Genomic DNA, 18,124 nt, shown 5'->3' on the forward strand with positions numbered 1-18,124 from the left:
TCGGCGGCCATTGGCGCGCCAGCCACAAAAGGTCGGGCGATATTCGCACCCGTTTTCCCGACAAGATCGGGAATTTTTCCCGATTGTATCAGGCGCGATCACGCCGCCGTCGGAACCAGCGCCTCCACGGTCAGACCGCCCTCGCCGGAGACGACGTTGAGCGTGCCGCCCAGCGCCAGTATCCGCTCGCGCATCCCGACCAGGCCGAAGCCGAGCTTATGGCCCGGCTCCATGCCGCGGCCATTGTCGCTGACCCGCACCCGGGCGCAGCCGCGGCCATCGGCCGCCGCCTGCTCCACCGGCTCGATGAGGACGTTGACCGAGGTCGCGCCGGCGTGGCGGAACACGTTGGTGAGCGCCTCCTGCACGATGCGGTAGATCGTGAGGTCGGCGGTCTCCCCCGTGACGCCAAGCGCCGGCGAGATCACGGTCTCGATGGCGACATCGGGATGCGACTCCCGCCACAGCCGCGACAGCGATTCCAGCGCCTGGCGCAGGCCGAGCTCGGCAAGTCCGACGGGCCGGAGCCGCTCCAGCACGCGGCGATTGAACTGCTGAAGCGCGTTGATCTGCTCCATCATCGCGCTGCCGTGTTTTCGCACGGCCTCCGCACTCGGCGCGCGCCCGTCCGCCTGCTTTGCCAGCGCGCTCGCATGTGCGCGCAGCGAGAACAGATACGGCCCGAACTCGTCATGGAGCTCGCGCGCGATCTCCTTGCGCTCGACGTCCTGGAGCGACACCGCTCGCTCGGCGAGGCGCCGCTTGTCCTCGACGGCCTCGCTGAGCGTTGCCGCAAGATGATTGAGCTTGGTGCAGATCGCGGCGAGCTCCGGTGCGCCGCCCGGCGTGACGCGCGCCTGATAGCGCCCGTCTTCGAGCTCGGCCATCACATCCGCCAGGGACTGCAGCGGCGCCAGGGCGCGGCCGACCACATTCATCATCACCAGGAACAGCGCGAGCGCGAGCGCCGAGCCGACCTCGAGCTGGGTCACGATGGCGTCCCAGATCTCGGCGATCTCGTCGTCGGGATGCGAGGTGATCAGCAGCGAGCCCGGCTTGCCATGGATCGAGACGGGCACGCTCACCGCGGTCTGCTCGGGATGAACCAGGCCGACGAACCAGGCCGGCGGCCCGCGCGTGTCGTCATCGGCGTCGGCCCGGGGCTGCGTCAGCGGATTGCCGCCGGCGTCCCGAAGCGCGATGCTGACATGGCGCAGGCGGCTGAGGTCGCGCGCGATCTGATTCAGCCTGGTGTCCGGATCGGGCGCCTCGTTGAGATCGGCAACGATCATCCCGATGAATTCGCGCGCGAGCCGGATCACGCTCTGGTCCTCGGCCTGCACGCGCGGCCCGGCTTCCGCGACCTGCCGGCCGATATTGACGGCGAGCCCCAGCGCCAGCAACAGCGCCAGCAGCAGGTTGATGCGCCCGCGCAAGGATAGATTTTGCCACATTGGTGTCGCCCGTGCCCCCGCGGAGGATTGCTCGCGCCTGTCCGATGACGTTGACAGAGGCGAAGCGCCCGATATCTAATCGAAAGCGTACAGCAATCCCGGCCGGGCGCGAAACAGGCCAAGACGCTGTCGCGAGGAACGCCTATGCGCATTTTGATCGTCGACGATCATCCCATCGTCGCCTCCGGCTGCCGTGCCGTGCTGGCCGACGAGGGCGAGATCGAGATTTTGGAGGCCGCCGACGCCGAAGACGGCGAGTGCGTCTTCATCGTCGAGCGCCCCGACCTCTCCATCATCGACATCAACCTGCCGACCGTGTCCGGCTTCGAGCTCGCGCGCCGCATCCTCGAGCGCGCGCCCGAGGCCCGAATCATCATGTTCAGCATGAACGACGACCCTGCCTTTGCCGCGCGCGCGATCGAGTGCGGCGCCAAGGGCTACGTCTCCAAGACCGGCGACCCCGACGATCTCGTCGAGGCGATCCGCACCGTCGGCAGCGGCGGCACCTATCTGCCGAGCGCGATCGCGCGCAGCATCGCCTTTGCGGGACCCGCGCTGGCGCAAAGCCCGCTGTCGAAGCTCAACGCGCGCGAGATGGAGATTTTGCGGCTGCTCAGCGCCGGAAAGAGCCTGTCCGAGATCGCCTGGCTGGTGCAGTCGTCCTACAAGACTGTTGCCAACACGTCGTCCATCATGCGCCAGAAGCTTGGGGTGAAGACCTCGGTCGAGCTGGTGCGGCTTGCGATCGACAGCGGCGTGGCCTGACGGCCGCCACGAATTCGGTCACACAAGCATTGCAATCCTGATGTGGTTTGACGCCACGGAGCTAACGGCATGACGATTCAGACTGTCTCGACCAATACTTCCTATGGCGGCGTGCAAGGCGTGTACCGCCATGCGAGCCAGGCGACCGGAACCGATATGACGTTCTCGGTCTATGTTCCCCCGCATGCGGCCGGCGCCAAGCTGCCCGTGGTTTGGTATCTCTCCGGCCTCACCTGCACGCATGCCAACGTCACCGAGAAGGGTGAATTCCGCAAAGCCTGCGCCGAGCTCGGCCTGATCTTCGTCGCGCCCGACACCAGCCCGCGCGGGCCGGACGTGCCGGGCGATGCCAACAACGCCTATGATTTCGGCCTGGGCGCCGGCTTCTATGTCGACGCGACGGAAGCGCCGTTCTCACGCAACTATCGCATGTGGAGCTATGTCACCGACGAACTGCCAAAACTCGTGGCGGAGAATTTTCCGGTCGATGCCAAGCGCCAATCGGTGATGGGCCATTCAATGGGTGGCCACGGTGCGCTGACGGTCGCGCTGCGCAACCCGCACCGTTTTCGCGCGGCCAGCGCCTTCGCCCCGATCGTGGCGCCGTCGCTTGTGCCCTGGGGCATCAAGGCGCTGACCGGCTATCTCGGTCCCAACAAGGACGCCTGGCGCAGCCACGACACGGTGGCGCTGATCGAGGACGGCGCGAAGTTTTCGGGCTTTCTGGTCGACGTCGGCGAGGCCGATAACTTTTTGAAGGAGCAGCTTCGTCCCGAATTGCTGCAGGCGGCCTGTGCCAAGGCCAACATCCCGCTGACCGCTGCGGCGGCAGGCGGGCTACGACCACAGCTATTATTTCATCTCGACCTTCATGGGCGATCATCTGCACTGGCATGCGGAAAGATTGAAGGGATGATGGCTTCTTTCCTTCTCCCCTTCTTGTGAGAGAAGATGGCGCGAAGCGCCGGACGAGTGGTTGTGTCCGCGCGTTCAATGAGAATTGGACTCGCGGAGAGAAGTTCCCTCCTTACGGCTTGCCGTAATTCGGTGCCAGCAAGCGGTTGCGGATCAAATAGCTCATCGTGCGCGTCCAGGATTCATCCGTGTTGCCACGCATGTCGGCGCTGGCGGCCGTGATCATGGTGCCGGTCTTCACGTCGCGCAGGTAGATGTTCAGATTGATGATCAGGTTCGAGACCTTCTGCACCATGCCGGTGATCTCCAGGTCAGCACCGAGCTGCCCGGCAAGCTTGAGGTCGCAGCCGCCGCAGGCCTGCAGATTGGCATGACGGGCGGCGTCCCTGATCGGCGCGATATCGAGCATCTGGAACCTGCCTGACTCCGTCAGTTCCTTGCGCAACTGCTCGCCGATGAGCAGGAGCCGCGCCTCCTCCGGCTTGGAGCCGTAGAACTCGCCGGGCAGGCTGGTGTCGATCAACTCGAAGTCGAACACCGCGAGTTTTGGCGGATCGGCAAACGCGACCGACGTCGTCAACAGCAAGGCAGCGAAACATATCAGGGCTCGCATGATCGTGATTTCGGTCCTCGTGCACGCGGGGCGAAATGCGGGGTTGCATGCCCTGACAAATCGGTCATGCTTTAGCAGAGACAATTCTCCACCGGCGGTCAAGCCAGGGAGAACATCTGGAGGAAACATGATCCGATGGTTGGTCGGCCTGATCGGCCTGGGTCTTGCTGCGACGAGCGCGCTCGCCGCCGACCCTGTCATGATCGGCGTCGGCTATCTCGGCGTCGCCGGCACCAGATCGACGCTGTCGCTGGTCGAGCAGCCCGCGGAGAATGACGGCGTCGCGGGCGCGCGCCTCGCCATCGAGGACAACAACACCACCGGCAAATTCCTCAACCAGCGATTTGTGCTGGAGGAGCGCCGGATCAAGGAGGGCGAGGATGCCGTGCAGGCCGCGACCGATCTCGCCGCACGCAACGGCTTCATCATCGCCGACCTGCCGGCGGATGCGCTGCTGAAAGTCTCAGACGCCTTGCGCGACCGCGGCACGCTGCTGTTCAATGCCGGGGCGATCGACGAGCGTCTGCGCGAGGCCGATTGCCGTGCCAACGTCATCCACACCGCGCCGACGCGCGCGATGCTGGCCGATGCGCTCGGCCAGTATCTGGTGTGGAAGCAGTGGAAGCGCTGGCTGCTCGTGGTCGGCTCGCATGACGAGGACAAGCTGTTCGCCGATGCGCTGAGGCGCACGGCCACGCGGTTCGGCGCCAAGATCGTGCAGGAGCGCAGCTTCGAAGACAAAGGCGGCGCGCGCCGCACGGATTCGGGCGTGACGCTGATCCAGCGCCAGATGCCGGTGTTCACGCAGCAAGCGCCGGCCTACGACGTGTTGGTCGCCGCCGACGAGAGCGAGGTGTTCGGCGCCTACCTGCCCTATCGCACCTGGGATCCCCGCCCGGTCGCAGGCTCGGCCGGCCTCGTGCCGCGGAGCTGGGACGCATCGCAGGACCAGTGGGGCGCGATCCAGATGCAGAACCGCTTCGTCAAGCTGAACGCGCGGAGGATGACTGCGCTCGACATGCAGGTCTGGACCGCGGTGCGCATGATCGGCGAGGCCACCTCGCGCACCAATTCCGGCGACGTCAAGAAGGTCACCGACTTCATCAAGGGCCCGGACTTTTCGGTTGCTGCCTTCAAGGGCACAAAGCTGACCCTGCGCGACTGGAACCTGCAGCTGCGCCAGCCGATCCTGCTGGTCGACGGCCGCATGGTGGTGTCGGTGTCGCCGCAGGAAGGTTTTCTGCACCAGGTCTCCGAGCTCGACACGCTCGGCTATGACCGCCCGGAGAGCAAATGCAAATTGAAGTGAGCATTGTGAGATGAGTTCGAGCTGCGACTACAACGACGCTGCGCTCCCTCCCCCGCTCGCGGGGGAGGGTTGGGGAGAGGGTGTCTCCGCGAGCGATAACCTCCTAGAGGAGAGAACCCTCACCCGCATCGCATCTATCGATGCGATGCTCCCTCCCCCGCTCGCGGGGGAGGTGAAACCAACCCGCAGCGGAATACTGCGCTTGTGGCGTGTGGGATTGCTGTCCGGGCTGGCGCTGGCGGCAGCGCCGGCCCATGCGTTCATCGCCTATGTCTCGAACGAGAAGAGCAACACGGTGTCGGTGATCGACACCGACAGCTGGACGGTCACCAAGACCATCAAGGTCGGCCAGCGCCCGCGCGGCATCGACTTCACGCGCGACGGCAAGTTCGTGATGGTCGCGGTCGGCGACGACGACACCATCCAGATGATCGACGCGAAGACGCAGGCCGTGGTGGACAGCCTGCCCTCCGGACCCGACCCTGAATTGTTCGCCCAGGATGCCGCCGGCAAGATCCTCTATGTCGCCAACGAGAACGACAACACGGTGACCGTGATCGACCTCGAGAAGCGCGCGCGCCTTGGCGACATCCAGGTCGGAGTCGAGCCCGAGGGCATGACCATCAGCCCGGACGGCAAGACGTTGATCAACACGTCCGAGACGACCAACATGGCGCATTTCATCGACACCTCGTCGCGCCAGATCGTCGCCAATGTATTGGTCGACGCGCGGCCGCGCTTTGCCGAATTCAAGCACGACGCTTCCGAATTGTGGGTGTCCTCGGAGATCGGCGGCACCGTGTCGATCATCGACCCCGGAAAGCACGAGGTGACCGGCAAGGTCAATTTCGAGATCCCGGGGTTGAGGAAGGAGGCCATCCAGCCCGTCGGCATCGGCATGACCAAGGACGACAAGACCGCCTTCATCGCGCTCGGTCCCGCCAACCGCGTCGCCGTGGTCGATACCGCCACGCGCAAGGTGACGAAATATCTGCTGGTCGGACAGCGGGTCTGGCATATGGCGTTCACGCCGGACGAGAAATATCTGCTCACCACCAACGGCGTGTCGAACGACGTCTCCGTCATCGACGTCGCCGCGCAAAAGGTGATCAAGACCATTCAGGTGGGCGAACTGCCCTGGGGCATTACGATCGCGCCATGACCAGCCCTGCTCCCATCGCCGAACAACGCGATGTGCCGAAGCCCAATCCCGCTGCGGTGCCGGCGCTGTCGATCGACGGCGTCAGCCACGCCTATGGCCCGCGCCGGGCGCTGATGGACGTGTCGTTCAACGTGCAGCCGGCGAGCTTCACGGCGCTGCTTGGCCTCAACGGCGCTGGCAAGAGCACGCTGTTCTCGCTGATCACGCGGCTGTTCGGCATCCAGACCGGCCGCGTCGGCATTTTCGGCCATGATGTGAGCAAGAGCCCCGGCGAAGCACTCCGGTTGCTCGGCGTCGTGTTCCAGCCGCGCACGCTCGATCTCGATCTGTCGCTGACGCAGAACCTGCTCTATCACGCCGCGCTGCACGGCATCAGCCGCCGCGAGGCCGCAGTGCGCAGCGCCGAGTTGCTCGGCCGCATCGGGCTGACCGAGCGCGCCGGCAGCAAGGTGCGCGATCTCTCGGGCGGGCAGATGCGGCGGCTGGAGATCGCACGCGCGCTGCTGCACCGTCCGCGCCTGCTATTGCTGGACGAGCCGACCGTCGGCCTCGACGTCAAGGCGCGCGCAGACATCATCAGCCATGTGCGTCAGCTCGTGACCGAGCAAGGCATCGGCGTGCTCTGGGCCACGCATCTGTTCGACGAGATCATGGCCGGCGACGATCTCGTGGTGCTGCACCAGGGCAAGGTGCTGGCGCAGGGACCAATGAGTCGTGTCGTTGCGGAAGCCGGCGCGCAGGACGTCAACACCGCCTTCATGCGCCTGACCGGCGCGCAGACCCTGCCGGGCAGCGGCGCATGAGCAGCATCACGACACGCGACACGCCGCGCGGCTTCTCAGCCGCCGAGTATATGACTTGCCTCACCGGCATCGTCTGGCGCGAGGGCCTGCGCTTCCTGCATCAGCGCGAGCGTTTCGTCTCGGCGCTGGTACGGCCGCTGGTCTGGCTGTTCATCTTCGCCGCCGGATTCCGCCAGGTGCTCGGCATCTCCATCATCCCTCCGTACGAGACCTACATCCTCTATGAGGTCTTTATCGCGCCCGGGCTGATGGCGATGATCCAGCTCTTCAACGGCATGCAGTCCTCGCTCTCGATGGTCTATGACCGCGAGATGGGCAACATGCGCACGCTGCTGGTAAGCCCCTTGCCGCGCGGGTTCCTGTTGTTCTGCAAGCTGCTCGCGGGCACCGCGGTGTCGCTGCTCCAGGTCTATGCGTTCCTGCTGATCGCCTGGTTCTGGGACATCACACCTCCCCCGATCGGCTATCTCACCGTACTACCGGCGCTGATCCTGTCCGGACTGATGCTGGGCTCGCTCGGCATGCTGATCTCGTCCGGCATCAAGCAGCTTGAAAGCTTTGCCGGCGTCATGAACTTCGTGATCTTCCCGATGTTCTTCGCATCCTCCGCGCTCTACCCGCTCTGGCGCGTGCAGGAGGGCAGTCCGTATCTCTATTATGTCTGCGAGGCCAATCCGTTCACCCATGCGGTCGAGCTGATTCGTTTTGCGCTGTACGGACAGATCAACTGGGTCTCGCTGGCGGTGGTCGCGACCTGCACAATCGTCTTCATGATTGGGGCGATCTATGCCTATGATCCCTCGCGCGGGCTGGCGCGACGGGGCCCTGCGGGAGGCGAAGGATGAAGGTTCGGGTTCTGGCCATGGCCGCTCTGATGCTCGCAGTCGCGAGCACGGCGGCACGCGCGACCGATCCGCGCCATCCGGATTGGCCCTGTACGCAAGCCAAAGTTCCGGAAATTTCGCTCGCCGCCGTGTGGGCTGGTCCTTCGCTCGATGACGTGCAGAACAAGTGGAAGGACGACGCCAGGGTCAGCGCGCTGGTCTCGAAACTGGCGGCCCGCAAGACGCCGCTGGACGAGGCCGAGAAGTCGGTGAAGGAGTTCTTGGCGGGCTCCGCGGCCGACAAGACCGCGAATGCAAAACTTCTGTTCGCCGGCCTGTTCGACACGCTCAACGCCCAGCGCTCGCAGGTCATCGGCGGGCTGGAACGCGTCAGCCGCAAGCAGCGCGAGGCCGCCGACCAGATTCGCGAGGAGTCGATCCAGCTCCAGGCGCTCCAGGGCGCAACGCCGCGCGACGAGGCCAAGGTCGATGCGCTCAGCAACGAGCTGATCTGGAAGACTCGCATTTTCGAGGACCGCCACAAAGTGGTGCGGTTCGTCTGCGAGGTTCCCACCACGATCGATCAGCGCCTGTTTGCGCTGGGACGCGTCATTCAGCAGGAAATGGAATAGCGTCACCCCACTGACAGCTTTGCAAGTTCCGGCGATCTCAACGCTATCGTTAACCTTTGTCCGCGCTATCTGCCGGAACTAAATCGATCCAGGATAGCTTGTCGAAGAGAGTCCAAGACGTCGGGAGGCCTTGATGGGAACCACGAAATTCGTCCTCGCAGGCGCTGCGGCCATCAGCATGCTCGCAAGCAGCGCATTCGCTGACGACATGACCGGAATGGTCACGCGGATAGATCGGCTCAACAGCACGATTTCGATCCAGCAGATGCAGAAAGGCACGGTCGGCGGCAGCGCAGGCGGCGCCGGCGCGCTCCAGGAGTACAAGGCCAAGGACGCCGCGATGCTGGATGCCGTGCACGCCGGCGACAGGGTGAGCTACTCTGCGACCGTCAATAACGGCACGGGCACGCTGACCAAGCTGCAGAAGCAGTAGGGGAAACTCTCTGTCCCATCCTTCGAGACGCCCGCCTTCGGCGGGCGCCTCACAGGATCTGATTTCGCTGCGGGATGTAGATCCTCTGGTGAGGAGACCGCGAAGCGGTCGTCTCGAACCACGAGGCCACCCATGACAGAGCTCGCTCAATTCTTTATTGCTCCGGCCGCAGCTCCGGCTGTGCCTCGTCGGTTGGGAGTTTGGCGCGCTCCCAGCCGTCGGTGCCTTCGGGATACCAGGCGACGTTGGAGTAGCCATACGCGAGCGCGCGCTTGGCGGCGTTCCAGGACATCCAGCAGTCGGCCAGGCAATAGATCACCAGCAGCGCGGCCTTGTCGCCGCGCGACGCACGCGCGAGCCCGCGCTGAAAATAACCGTCCATGGCCGGCGGCAGCGCACCATAGCCAGTATCGGGCAGCCAGATGCTGCCCGGAATGTTTTTGCGCGGCGCCTCGCGCCAGACGGTACCCGCGGGAAGGTTCTTCGGCTTCGGCGCGCGCGGCAGCACGTCGATGAACACGCCGCTCTTGGCGTGCCAGATCGCCTCGGCTTCTGAAGTCGACAGCACGCGCGCGCCGCCGAGCGTCGCCGGCACAGGCGCGCGGTAATTGTCGGCGCGATAACCCTCGGGCTCGAACGGCTCCTGCTGCTGCGCGACTACCGGTGCCACCAGAGTGGCGGCGACCAGCGCAGCGGCAATCTGCCGCCGCCGCCTCATGGCGTCTTGGCCGTCTCCGCGCCGAGCGGCCGGTCGCTCTCGTCCAGCAGCGGCACGCCGAAATCGAGCAGGATCTTGTTGATCTCGCCCTGGTTCTCCTGGATCAGCTTGTTGAGTTGCCGCTTCCAGTTCTGGTCGGCGGCACGCACGCCCATACCGATGCGATAGGCCAGTTTTGGTCCGGTGGTTTCCTTTACCAGCGGCGTGACATGAAGCGAGCCCGCCTGCTTCGCGTAAAATCCCGCCATGGGTCCCCACAGCACGCCGGCGTCAATCTTGCCTGCCGCGAGATCATTGATCATTGCCTGCGCCGAATTATCGTAGCGCGTGTCGATCATCAGCGGATAGGGCTTTGCATCGCCCATCAGTCCCGCGATGGCCATGTTGGTCGCAGGCGGCGTTCCAGCGACGATGCCGACATGCTTGCCCTTCAGCCTGGTATCCTCGAGCGTGTCGACCTCCTCAAGCCCGCTGCCGGCTTTCGCGACCAGCGCATAGCTCGTGCGGTAGTAGGGATTGGTGCCCTGGACGAGGTCATCGCCTTGTGGGAAGCCCATGATGACGTCGCAGCGATGCGAGCCGAGCGTCATGCGCACGAAGCCGGTAGCCTGCGGAAAAAAGACATAGTCGAGCTTCTTCTGGAGCTTGTCTGCAAACAACTCGGCAAGCTTGTTCTCGAACCCCTCACCCTTTTCATTCGAGAATGGCAGATTGCGCGGGTCGGCACAGACGCGCAGCACCTTGGGATCGACCAGCTCGAAGGAGAGGTCGCCGGCGTCGTTGGTCTGCGCGACGGCGACGTCGCCGAACGCGCAAGACGCAACCAGGATACTCAGTGAAACCAACCAACGACGATGTCGTCCGGCCTCCGTCATCGCGCTTCCTCCTAGGATTGTTTGAATGCTAGCCATGCAACGCATGACGCACCATTTCTGCCAGACTTTGTGCTGGCTTTTCTTTGTTGCAGTGCAACGGGTAACCCTTTGAACTGAGGCGGAAAAGTGTCTCGCATCGCTTTCGTGATTGCAGCCTGGTCCCTGCTGGTGACGGCGACACTAGCATGCGCAGGAGCGGCCGAATTGCCTGTAAGCGAAGTCGCGCCGGGAATCTTCGTACACTCCGGGACCATCGCCCTGATGACCCGAGAGAACGAGGGCGACATCGCCAATGTCGGCTTCATCGTCGGCGCGGATGCGGTCGCCGTCATCGACACCGGCGGTAGCCTTCGCGAGGGCGAGGCGCTGCTGGCGGCGGTGCGGGCCCGCACCAGCAAGCCGATCCGCTACGTCATCAACACCCACGGCCATCCCGATCATGTCTTCGGCAATGCAGCCTTCGTCGCCGGGGACACGCGCTTCGTCGGCCATAGCCGGCTGCCGCAGGCGTTGGCGACGCGCGGGCCGTATTATCTCGACAATTTCAGACGCATCATGGGCGACGAATTGATCTCTCCCGTGAAGATCGTGCCGCCCACAATACTTGTCACGGACACCCTGACGCTCGATCTCGGCTCGCGCCACCTGACCTTGCGGGCCTGGCCGGCCGGACACAGCGACACTGATCTCACCGTGTTCGATGAGACGAGCAAAACACTTTTTGCGGGCGATCTCGTCTTCCTCCGCCATATTCCGGTGATGGACGGCAGCATTCGCGGCTGGCTCGGCATCCTCGGGGAACTCGAGAGCATTCCAGCGCGGCGCGTCGTTCCAGGTCACGGACCCGTGAGCGAATGGCCTGCAGCGCTGACCGATGAACGGCGTTATCTCACGGCGCTGCTGGCGGACGTCCGGGCGTCGAACAAGAAGGGCGAACCGATCCGAGCCGCCGCAGACAAGGCGGCCGCCTCGGAACGGTCTCGATGGCTCCTATTCGACGACTACAACGCTCGCAACGCAACCGCAGCATTTTCGGAAATTGAATGGGAGTAGCGGACGCGCTACGCTAGGCCCGATAACTGCTTCTGCTTCGTCCGCGCGGGACCATGACCATGATGGGATGCACACGCCGCCTGCCCCTGATCGCCCTGCTCTTCGGCATGGTAGTCGCCGTGCCGGTGCAGGCAGAAGAAGCTTACGATCCCTGGCCGGGCCTCGTGCAGGACATCTTCAGCAACCGTCCGATGCACGACGGCGGCGATGTCATTGGCATCGATATGCCGTATCGCGCCGAGGATGCGGCGATCGTGCCGGTGACCCTGCGCAGCAAGCTTTCGCCGGGCGATGCCCGCCGCATCCGTTCGATCACGCTGGTGATCGACCGCAATCCGGCGCCGATGGCGGCGAAGTTCGAGCTCGGCCCCGATGCCAACGTCACCGAAATCTCGACGCGGGTACGCATCAACAACTACACCGACGTCCATGCGGTTGCCGAGCTCAGCGACGGCCAGCTCTATGTCTCCAAAGTCTATGTGAAGGCCTCCGGCGGCTGCTCTGCCCCGGCGGGGAAGAATGCCGAGGAAGCCCAGAACCGGCTCGGCCAGATGCGCTACCGGCAATTCGCGCGGCAAGAGACCCCCGCGAGCCGCATGCGCGAGGCGCAGATCATGATCGGCCATCCCAACAATTCCGGCCTGCAGATGGACCAAGTCACGCAGCTCTACATTCCCGCCTTCTTCGTCAACCAGCTCAAGTTGACGCAGGACGACAGCCCCGTGCTCTCGATGGAAGGCGGCATCTCGATCTCGGAAGATCCCAATCTGCGGTTCACGTATGTGTCCAACGGCGCCAAGCGTTTTCGCGCCGAGGCCAAGGATACGGATGGACACGTGTTCCGCAACGAGTGGGATGTGGAGAAGCCGGGGACGTGAGCCCCTCACCCGTCATGGCCGGGGGCAAGCCCGGACATGACGACTACGGGATGCACGCCGCCAAGCGGTTAAAAACACCTCACCTCGGCTTCGGCCTGCGCGCGGCCTCAAATCGTTCACAGCCGAGTTCGCCTGCTCCGAGGTGCGGAACTGGACGCCGAGATTGCCGCGGACCTGGGACATGCTGAGCGCGGTTTCCGCGGTGACGTAGCGCTCATAGGATACGATCGAGGCCACCACGTCGATCGAGCAGGAACATTGCTCGATCGCCTGCCGGCTCTCGCCATTGGCCTTCATGCAGCCATAGACGTACTCCGCACGCGCCGCCGTCGGATAATCATTCGCCTCCTCGGCGCGCACTGCGAGCGCGGTCGCAGCCCACACCGCCAATGCGGCGACAATCGGTCGTAGCTGTCCGGCCAGATTCATGCGCGTCCTCCCGCTGGTTGCGACGAAAGCTATGCTATGCGTATTGTCCTGAAAAGCACTCTGTCAGAGGAAACGGCTCACAAGGTGATGAGAGCACTTGGTTTGATAAGAGCACTTGGTCGACCATTGGCGCTCGCGGTGACGCTGGCGCTGACACTCGCCGGACCCGGCCGCGCCGCGGATACCATCCGCCTTGCGGTGCAGAAGACCGGAACATTCTCCTGGGAGCTGGCCGCGATCCGCGCCGGTGGCCTCGACAAGGAGGCCGACCTGTCGCTCGACGTCACCGAGCTTGCGAGCCCCGAGGCCGGCAAGATCGCGCTGCGCGCCGGCAATGCCGACATCATCCTGTCCGACTGGCTGTGGGTGTCGCGCGAGCGCGCGCTCGGCGCCAAGCTCACCTTCTATCCCTATTCCAGCGCGCTGGGCGCGGTGATGGTGCCGGCTTCCTCGCCGATCAAGTCGCTCGCCGATTTGAAGGGCCGCAAGCTCGCCGTCGGCGGCGGCCCGATCGACAAGAGCTGGCTCTTGCTCCAGGCCCGGTTGAAACAGGACGGCATCGACCTGAAGTCGGAGGCGACCATCGTCTATGGTGCCCCGCCCCTGATCGCCGCCAAGACGCTCGACGGCGAGATGGATGCGAGCCTCAACTTCTGGAATTTCTCCGCCCAACTGGAGGCCAAGGGTTTTAGGCGCCTCACCGGCATTGACGACATTTTGCCGAAGCTGGGCGCCAAGGGCGCGGTCTCCGCCGTCGGCTATGTCTTCGACGAAAACTGGGCGGCAAGTCATCGCGAGGCCGTGGCGCGCTTCATCGCGATGACCCGCAAGGCCAAACAGCTGCTGGTGACCTCGGATGCCGCCTGGGACAAGATCGCGCCGCTCACCGGCACGAGCGATGCTATCCTGCTGAAGACCTATCGCGAGCGATATCGCGACGGCATTCCGCGCCGGAGCATCGATGACGAAGAAAAGGACGCGCGCGTGCTCTACCGCGTGCTCGCCGAGACGGGCGGCCGCGACCTAGTCGGCCCGGCCGCTGAACTCGAGCCGGGCACGTTCTATCACGCAGTTCCCGGAGACTGAGGTGCTGCGTCTTCTGTCGTTTGCCCTGTTGCTCGCGATCTGGTGGATCGCCGCGCTGTTCGTCGGCGCCGCGAAGCTGCCCTCCCCGCCCGCCGTGCTCGACGTCGTTGTCGCGGAAGCTTCGAGTGGCGCGCTGTTCCTGCATCTCGGCGCCACGCTCGCTCGCGTAAGCCTCGCCTTTGTGCTGGCGATGTCACTCGGCAGCGCCATCGGCTATCTGATGGGACGGGTGAAGCTTGCCGACCGGCTCGGCGATCCCTGGCTGATCCTGCTCCTGAACCTGCCCGCGCTGGTCGTGATCGTGCTGGCCTATATCTGGGCCGGGCTCACTGAAGCCGCAGCGATCGCGGCGATCGCCATCAACAAGTTGCCGACCGCCATCGTCACCCTGCGCGAGGGTGCGCGCGCGCTCGATCGCTCGCTCGACGAGATGGCGAGCGTGTTCGCGATGCCGCGCTGGCGCGCGTTCCGCCACGTCGTGCTGCCGCAACTGGCGCCCTATATCGCAGCCTCAGCCCGCTCCGGATTGTCGCTGGTGTGGAAGATCGTGCTGGTCGCCGAACTCCTGGGCCGGCCGAACGGCGTCGGCTTCGAGATCGGCGTCGCCTTCCAGCTGTTCGACACGCCGCGGCTGCTGGCCTATTCCCTGACATTCGCCGCCGTCGTGCTCGTAATCGAGACGGCGCTGGTGCAACCGTTCGAAGCCCGCGCAACACGGTGGCGACCCCGTGCGGCTTGAGGTCGAGATCACAGGCAAGACGTTCAGGAGTGCCGCGGGCGGAACGCAGGGGGTGCTCGCGCCGGTCAGCTTCGCGCTTCAATCCGGCGAGGTCGGCGTGCTGATCGGTCCATCCGGCTGCGGGAAGAGCACGATGCTGCGCATCATCCTCGGGCTCGACCGCGATTTCGGGGGGCACGTCTCGCGTCCGCCCGAAGCGCGGATCGGGATGGTGTTTCAGGAGCCGCGGCTGTTACCGTGGCGCTCTGTCGAGCAGAATGTGCGGCTTGCGGCCCCCGATGTCACCGATGCGAAGCTCGCCGAGCTGTTTAGAATCCTGGAGCTGGACGCGCATCGCAGCCACTTTCCCGCGCGAGCTGTCGCTCGGCCTCGCCCGGCGCGTCGCGCTCGCCCGCGCCTTTGCCGTCGAGCCCGATCTGCTCGTGCTCGACGAGCCGCTCGCCTCGCTCGACGACGCACTCGCCGGCCGGTTGCGCGACGAGATCGCTACGCTGGTGGCGCGCCGTCCGGTGATGACGTTGCTCGTCACACACAGCCTGGATGACGCGATCCGCCTCGGCGATCGCCTGTTCTTGCTGTCGCCGCGGCCGGCGCGCATCGTGCGGGAGGTGCCGATTGCCATCCCACGTGCGCAGCGCAGCGAGGCCGAGCTCGGCAGGATCAGGGCCGAGCTCGCGGCGCTGCAGCTTGAATCGAAATGAGAACTCATGGTCAACTGGACCAACCAAATCTTCGCGGGAGGTTCACCATGCGGCGTCAGTTGATTGCGATCGGCATCCTGTTGGTTGCGATGCCGGGCGCGGCGCTCGCGCAGGCCAAGGGCAAGGGCATCCGACTCTGGAATCTGACGACGGAGACGATCTCCGGCTTCCAGCTCTCGCCGGCCGGCAAGACCGAGTGGGGACCGAACCAGTGCTTGAACGACAAGGACAAGGAGGTCGACCACGACGAGCGGCTGCGCATCACCGGTATCGAGCCCGGCCGCTACGACGCCAAGGTCAGCTATCCCAGTGCACGGCAGTGCATCGTCCGCGACATCGAGATCAAGCCGGATGCGGTGTTCTCGATCGCCGACAAGGATCTGAAGGACTGCAACAAGTAACGTGGCTGCGTTACTGGCGTTTTCCCCTCATGGTGAGGAGCGCGAAGCGCGTCTCGAACCATGCAGGGCCGCCTGTCCGTCTGTCCCTTGTGGCCATCCTTCGAGACGCTTGCTTCGCAAGCTCTCAGGATGAGGACCTAAGCCAGTCGCGACCGGCAAGGCAGCGCAACGCTTCACGCCTTGTCGTGCAGGTGCGGATATTCGCAGCGCCATCGCACCGCCTGCCACTTCGGATGGTCGCCGATCCATTGCGCGATATAGGGCGGCGCGGCCATCGCGCACTGCGTCGGCGAGCCGGCGTAGTTGAATACCAGATGCTGCTCCTCGCAGGTCGCAGGCGAGAGCAACGCACATACAGTCACTACCAGGTCGATCGGGTTCATGCCGGGATCCTCGCAGAGGCGATCAAGATTAGCACAAAAGGTTACGTTCCGAGGAGCGGGAAGTTTCAATCCGGCCGTGAGAGAGGCCGCGGGGAACTCGCCTTCCTAGAAGTTAACCCCAAACACCAGCCTCGCCTGGTGGCGCTCGAAATTGACGAGGTCGAGATTGGCACCTGATCCGGCCGGACGACCCCAGGCCTGCATGCTCCAGCTCACGGTCAGGCGCGAGCGCTCGGAAAGCTGGAAATAAGCGGTCGGACCGACGAACAGGGCCTGGCCGGCAAGCTCGCCGAGGCCGATGCCTTCGTACTGCCGGAAGTAGCGCATCTCGCCGCCGAGCAGCACATCGGGCCGCACACGCACCATTGCCGGCGAAGGCCGCGCCGATGGTCGAGCTCTTTTCGGACAGTCCCGCCACCTCGAAGCGCGCCCATTCCGGTTGATAGATCAGATTGAGCGCGCCGATGGCGAAGTTCGGGATCAGTTCGCGATCGAAGGCGAGTGTGAAATCGGTGCCGTACATCCGCCCTTTCGCGCCGCTGGTTTCGTCGATGCGGTCGCCATGGAGCTCAGCGCCGACGGTCATGCCGAACGGCGCGTGCTCGCGGTCGAGCAGGCGATAACGCAGGTCGAGCGAGGCGCCCTGAAAATTGAACTGGCGACGATCATCGATATCGGGGACGCCGGTGATGTCGTGCAAGCTAGCGATGCCGCCGACCTCAATGCGGAAGTTCGGCAGCGGCACGATCTCGATCTCGACTTCCTGCGAGAGGGCGCGATAGGCCCCTCCGCCTTTGCCGAATCGCCCCGTCGTTTCGGTCTGGAATTCGCGCTCACCGGGATTGCCGACATCGGTGCCGATCAAAAAGCCGAAGATGTGCTCGGTATCGAAGCCCTGTTCGGCGCTGACGCACGCCGGTACGAGCGCGACTGTGCAGGCGGCTATGGTCCAGAATGTATGGGCTCTCGCGCGCATCCCTGACACTACCACGGCTTCAATGGCGTTTGCCATCGAAGCCGCGACAGGTCGTCAGTCTTACTTGCGCAAAGCGCAGGCGTACATGTTGATTTCCATGCCGACCGGCACTTCCACAATCTTCGGAGCTTTCCAGGCCATTCGGGGGTCTCCCAAGGGATGAGCGCGACATCGCGCGGGGCAAAACCTAGGGCTGCATCAGCGACAGCGCAAGTCTGGAATCAGACGACGAACACCGCGAACTGTCGCATCGCGCTCGCGAATTTCCCTCTCGGGCAAAACGCCTTCGCTCCCAGTCAAGCGCGGCTTCTCTCAGCGCAACAATCGCAGCAACGCGCGGCTGGCGCGCGAGTTCAGCTCCTTCGCATCCAGCGTTCCATCCTTGTCGGGATTTGCCGCGTTGAAGCGCTGCTCCACCACCGAGAGATATTCGTCGAGCGTGAGGGTCCCGTCACGATCGGGATCGGCGGCGGCGAGTTCTTTCGCCGTTAACCGTCCGCGCAATTCGCGGGCGTCAAGCGTGCCGTCGTGATCGGGATCGAGCTTGGCGAACAATGCGGCCGCCGCCTTCTTCACCTCGGCAAGATCGAGCGTGCCGTCATTGTCGGTATCGAACAATTTTACGGCGCCGACGGATGCCGACCAGGCCGGACCGGACAGCAGTGCAATCGTGAGCGCAAGCGCAACAGAGCGACGCGATATCATCAAAATCTCCCTGACCGAGAGCTCCGATTGGGAGCCGGATCGTAATGACATAAGTCCACACGCGGGCTTCCGTTCAAGCCCCGAATTGCAACCTGCGCACTGCACAACCCGCAGAACCCGACGGCCCGGGCGCGGCGCCCCGCATGGGCTCCGCTTCGCGCCGCGGAATTTCTTCAGCGCCTGCGCACAAGTTGAGAATCGTTTGTAAGGTTTCCGTCAGGTGACCGGCATCTGGCATCGAACATATCGGCAGCGCGCCTTCGACTTTCG

At 64.4% G+C, this 18,124-nt stretch carries 21 protein-coding genes and 3 pseudogenes; 15 read left to right on the forward strand and 9 right to left on the reverse strand.

All coding sequences use genetic code 11. The features are described 5' to 3' along the window. Window positions 1-98: 98 nt before the first annotated feature. Complete coding sequence (locus ACVWYI_RS29720) at window positions 99-1,454, reverse strand: histidine kinase (RefSeq protein ID WP_456663921.1); 1,356 nt, start codon at window positions 1,452-1,454, stop codon at window positions 99-101. Window positions 1,455-1,598: 144 nt separating this feature from the next. Here ACVWYI_RS29720 and ACVWYI_RS29725 point away from each other — a divergent pair, with 144 nt between their 5' ends. Together ACVWYI_RS29725 and fghA are read left to right on the forward strand one after the other, a co-directional pair. Then, on the forward strand, window positions 1,599-2,219 hold the full coding sequence (locus ACVWYI_RS29725; protein ID WP_007612921.1) for a response regulator: 621 nt from the start codon (window positions 1,599-1,601) through the stop codon (window positions 2,217-2,219). Window positions 2,220-2,288: 69 nt separating this feature from the next. Then, window positions 2,289-3,135, forward strand: a pseudogene (gene fghA, locus ACVWYI_RS29730) (S-formylglutathione hydrolase). Between the two features lie 111 nt (window positions 3,136-3,246). On the opposite strand, the gene ACVWYI_RS29735 reads toward fghA, so the two are convergent. Beyond that, window positions 3,247-3,747: a DUF3280 domain-containing protein gene (locus tag ACVWYI_RS29735; protein ID WP_247349561.1), complete on the reverse strand. Its 501-nt coding sequence runs from the start codon at window positions 3,745-3,747 to the stop codon at window positions 3,247-3,249. A gap of 127 nt (window positions 3,748-3,874) precedes the next feature. Here ACVWYI_RS29735 and ACVWYI_RS29740 point away from each other — a divergent pair, with 127 nt between their 5' ends. The 6 genes from ACVWYI_RS29740 (at window position 3,875) to ACVWYI_RS29765 (ending at window position 8,910) form a co-directional block, all read left to right on the forward strand. Next, window positions 3,875-5,056 (forward strand): ABC transporter substrate-binding protein, encoded by a 1,182-nt coding sequence (locus ACVWYI_RS29740; protein WP_247349562.1) that lies wholly within the window; start codon window positions 3,875-3,877, stop codon window positions 5,054-5,056. A 145-nt stretch (window positions 5,057-5,201) separates the two neighbouring features. Further along, window positions 5,202-6,218, forward strand: coding sequence for a YVTN family beta-propeller repeat protein (locus ACVWYI_RS29745; RefSeq protein ID WP_456663922.1), 1,017 nt, complete (start codon window positions 5,202-5,204; stop codon window positions 6,216-6,218). Then, on the forward strand, window positions 6,215-7,021 hold the full coding sequence (locus tag ACVWYI_RS29750) for an ABC transporter ATP-binding protein (RefSeq protein WP_456663923.1): 807 nt from the start codon (window positions 6,215-6,217) through the stop codon (window positions 7,019-7,021). The genes ACVWYI_RS29745 and ACVWYI_RS29750 overlap by 4 nt, the downstream gene beginning before the upstream one ends. Beyond that, a complete protein-coding gene (locus ACVWYI_RS29755; protein WP_456663924.1) occupies window positions 7,018-7,866 on the forward strand; it encodes an ABC transporter permease in 849 nt (282 codons plus the stop codon). Before ACVWYI_RS29750 ends, ACVWYI_RS29755 begins: the two co-directional genes overlap by 4 nt. Then, a complete protein-coding gene (locus ACVWYI_RS29760) occupies window positions 7,863-8,477 on the forward strand; it encodes a hypothetical protein (RefSeq protein WP_456663925.1) in 615 nt (204 codons plus the stop codon). The genes ACVWYI_RS29755 and ACVWYI_RS29760 overlap by 4 nt, the downstream gene beginning before the upstream one ends. 133 nt (window positions 8,478-8,610) lie before the next feature. Beyond that, entirely contained in the window at window positions 8,611-8,910 is a 300-nt protein-coding gene (locus ACVWYI_RS29765) for a copper-binding protein (protein WP_456663926.1), read from the forward strand. Between the two features lie 154 nt (window positions 8,911-9,064). On the opposite strand, the gene ACVWYI_RS29770 is transcribed toward ACVWYI_RS29765, so the two are convergent. Together ACVWYI_RS29770 and ACVWYI_RS29775 are read right to left on the reverse strand one after the other, a co-directional pair. Continuing rightward, window positions 9,065-9,628, reverse strand: coding sequence for a PQQ-dependent catabolism-associated CXXCW motif protein (locus ACVWYI_RS29770; protein WP_456663927.1), 564 nt, complete (start codon window positions 9,626-9,628; stop codon window positions 9,065-9,067). After that, on the reverse strand, window positions 9,625-10,503 hold the full coding sequence (locus ACVWYI_RS29775; protein WP_247349570.1) for a substrate-binding domain-containing protein: 879 nt from the start codon (window positions 10,501-10,503) through the stop codon (window positions 9,625-9,627). Before ACVWYI_RS29775 ends, ACVWYI_RS29770 begins: the two co-directional genes overlap by 4 nt. A 126-nt stretch (window positions 10,504-10,629) precedes the next feature. Between ACVWYI_RS29775 and ACVWYI_RS29780 the strand changes: the two genes are divergently transcribed. Both ACVWYI_RS29780 and ACVWYI_RS29785 read left to right on the forward strand, forming a co-directional pair. Continuing rightward, entirely contained in the window at window positions 10,630-11,556 is a 927-nt protein-coding gene (locus tag ACVWYI_RS29780) for a quinoprotein relay system zinc metallohydrolase 2 (protein WP_456663928.1), read from the forward strand. 59 nt (window positions 11,557-11,615) lie between these two features. Beyond that, a complete protein-coding gene (locus tag ACVWYI_RS29785; protein ID WP_456663929.1) occupies window positions 11,616-12,434 on the forward strand; it encodes a quinoprotein dehydrogenase-associated SoxYZ-like carrier in 819 nt (272 codons plus the stop codon). A gap of 68 nt (window positions 12,435-12,502) precedes the next feature. Here ACVWYI_RS29785 and ACVWYI_RS29790 read toward each other — a convergent pair. Further along, window positions 12,503-12,863 (reverse strand): annotated as a pseudogene (locus ACVWYI_RS29790) (hypothetical protein). 87 nt (window positions 12,864-12,950) lie between these two features. On the opposite strand from ACVWYI_RS29790, the gene ACVWYI_RS29795 reads away from it, so the two are divergent. The 4 genes and pseudogenes from ACVWYI_RS29795 to ACVWYI_RS29810 all read left to right on the forward strand — a co-directional run bounded on the left by ACVWYI_RS29795 (window position 12,951) and on the right by ACVWYI_RS29810 (window position 15,790). Then, window positions 12,951-13,949, forward strand: coding sequence for an ABC transporter substrate-binding protein (locus ACVWYI_RS29795; protein WP_456663930.1), 999 nt, complete (start codon window positions 12,951-12,953; stop codon window positions 13,947-13,949). 1 nt (window position 13,950) lies between these two features. Then, complete coding sequence (locus ACVWYI_RS29800) at window positions 13,951-14,688, forward strand: ABC transporter permease (protein WP_018460294.1); 738 nt, start codon at window positions 13,951-13,953, stop codon at window positions 14,686-14,688. Next, a pseudogene (locus ACVWYI_RS29805) lies at window positions 14,678-15,389 on the forward strand (ABC transporter ATP-binding protein). The gene ACVWYI_RS29800 and the pseudogene ACVWYI_RS29805 overlap by 11 nt, the downstream one beginning before the upstream one ends. Window positions 15,390-15,436: 47 nt before the next feature. Continuing rightward, entirely contained in the window at window positions 15,437-15,790 is a 354-nt protein-coding gene (locus tag ACVWYI_RS29810; protein WP_247349577.1) for a hypothetical protein, read from the forward strand. 173 nt (window positions 15,791-15,963) lie between these two features. Here ACVWYI_RS29810 and ACVWYI_RS29815 read toward each other — a convergent pair whose 3' ends face one another. Further along, window positions 15,964-16,173 carry a hypothetical protein gene (locus tag ACVWYI_RS29815; RefSeq protein ID WP_456663931.1) on the reverse strand — a complete coding sequence of 70 codons (210 nt, stop codon included), beginning with the start codon at window positions 16,171-16,173 and terminating at the stop codon, window positions 15,964-15,966. Between the two features lie 105 nt (window positions 16,174-16,278). Then, a complete protein-coding gene (locus tag ACVWYI_RS29820) occupies window positions 16,279-16,539 on the reverse strand; it encodes a hypothetical protein (protein WP_456663932.1) in 261 nt (86 codons plus the stop codon). Window positions 16,540-16,735: 196 nt separating this feature from the next. Here ACVWYI_RS29820 and ACVWYI_RS29825 point away from each other — a divergent pair, with 196 nt between their 5' ends. Continuing rightward, the gene (locus ACVWYI_RS29825) at window positions 16,736-17,155 is read left to right on the forward strand and encodes a hypothetical protein (protein ID WP_456663933.1); all 420 of its coding nucleotides are present in this window, start codon (window positions 16,736-16,738) and stop codon (window positions 17,153-17,155) included. A gap of 54 nt (window positions 17,156-17,209) precedes the next feature. Here the strand turns inward: ACVWYI_RS29825 and pqqA are convergent, their stop codons facing one another. Further along, entirely contained in the window at window positions 17,210-17,290 is an 81-nt protein-coding gene (gene pqqA, locus ACVWYI_RS29830; protein WP_018460299.1) for a pyrroloquinoline quinone precursor peptide PqqA, read from the reverse strand. A 171-nt stretch (window positions 17,291-17,461) separates the two neighbouring features. Further along, the gene (locus ACVWYI_RS29835; RefSeq protein ID WP_456663934.1) at window positions 17,462-17,854 is read right to left on the reverse strand and encodes a calcium-binding protein; all 393 of its coding nucleotides are present in this window, start codon (window positions 17,852-17,854) and stop codon (window positions 17,462-17,464) included. Window positions 17,855-18,124: the final 270 nt, after the last annotated feature.

The organism is Bradyrhizobium sp. LB13.1, from assembly GCF_054056815.1.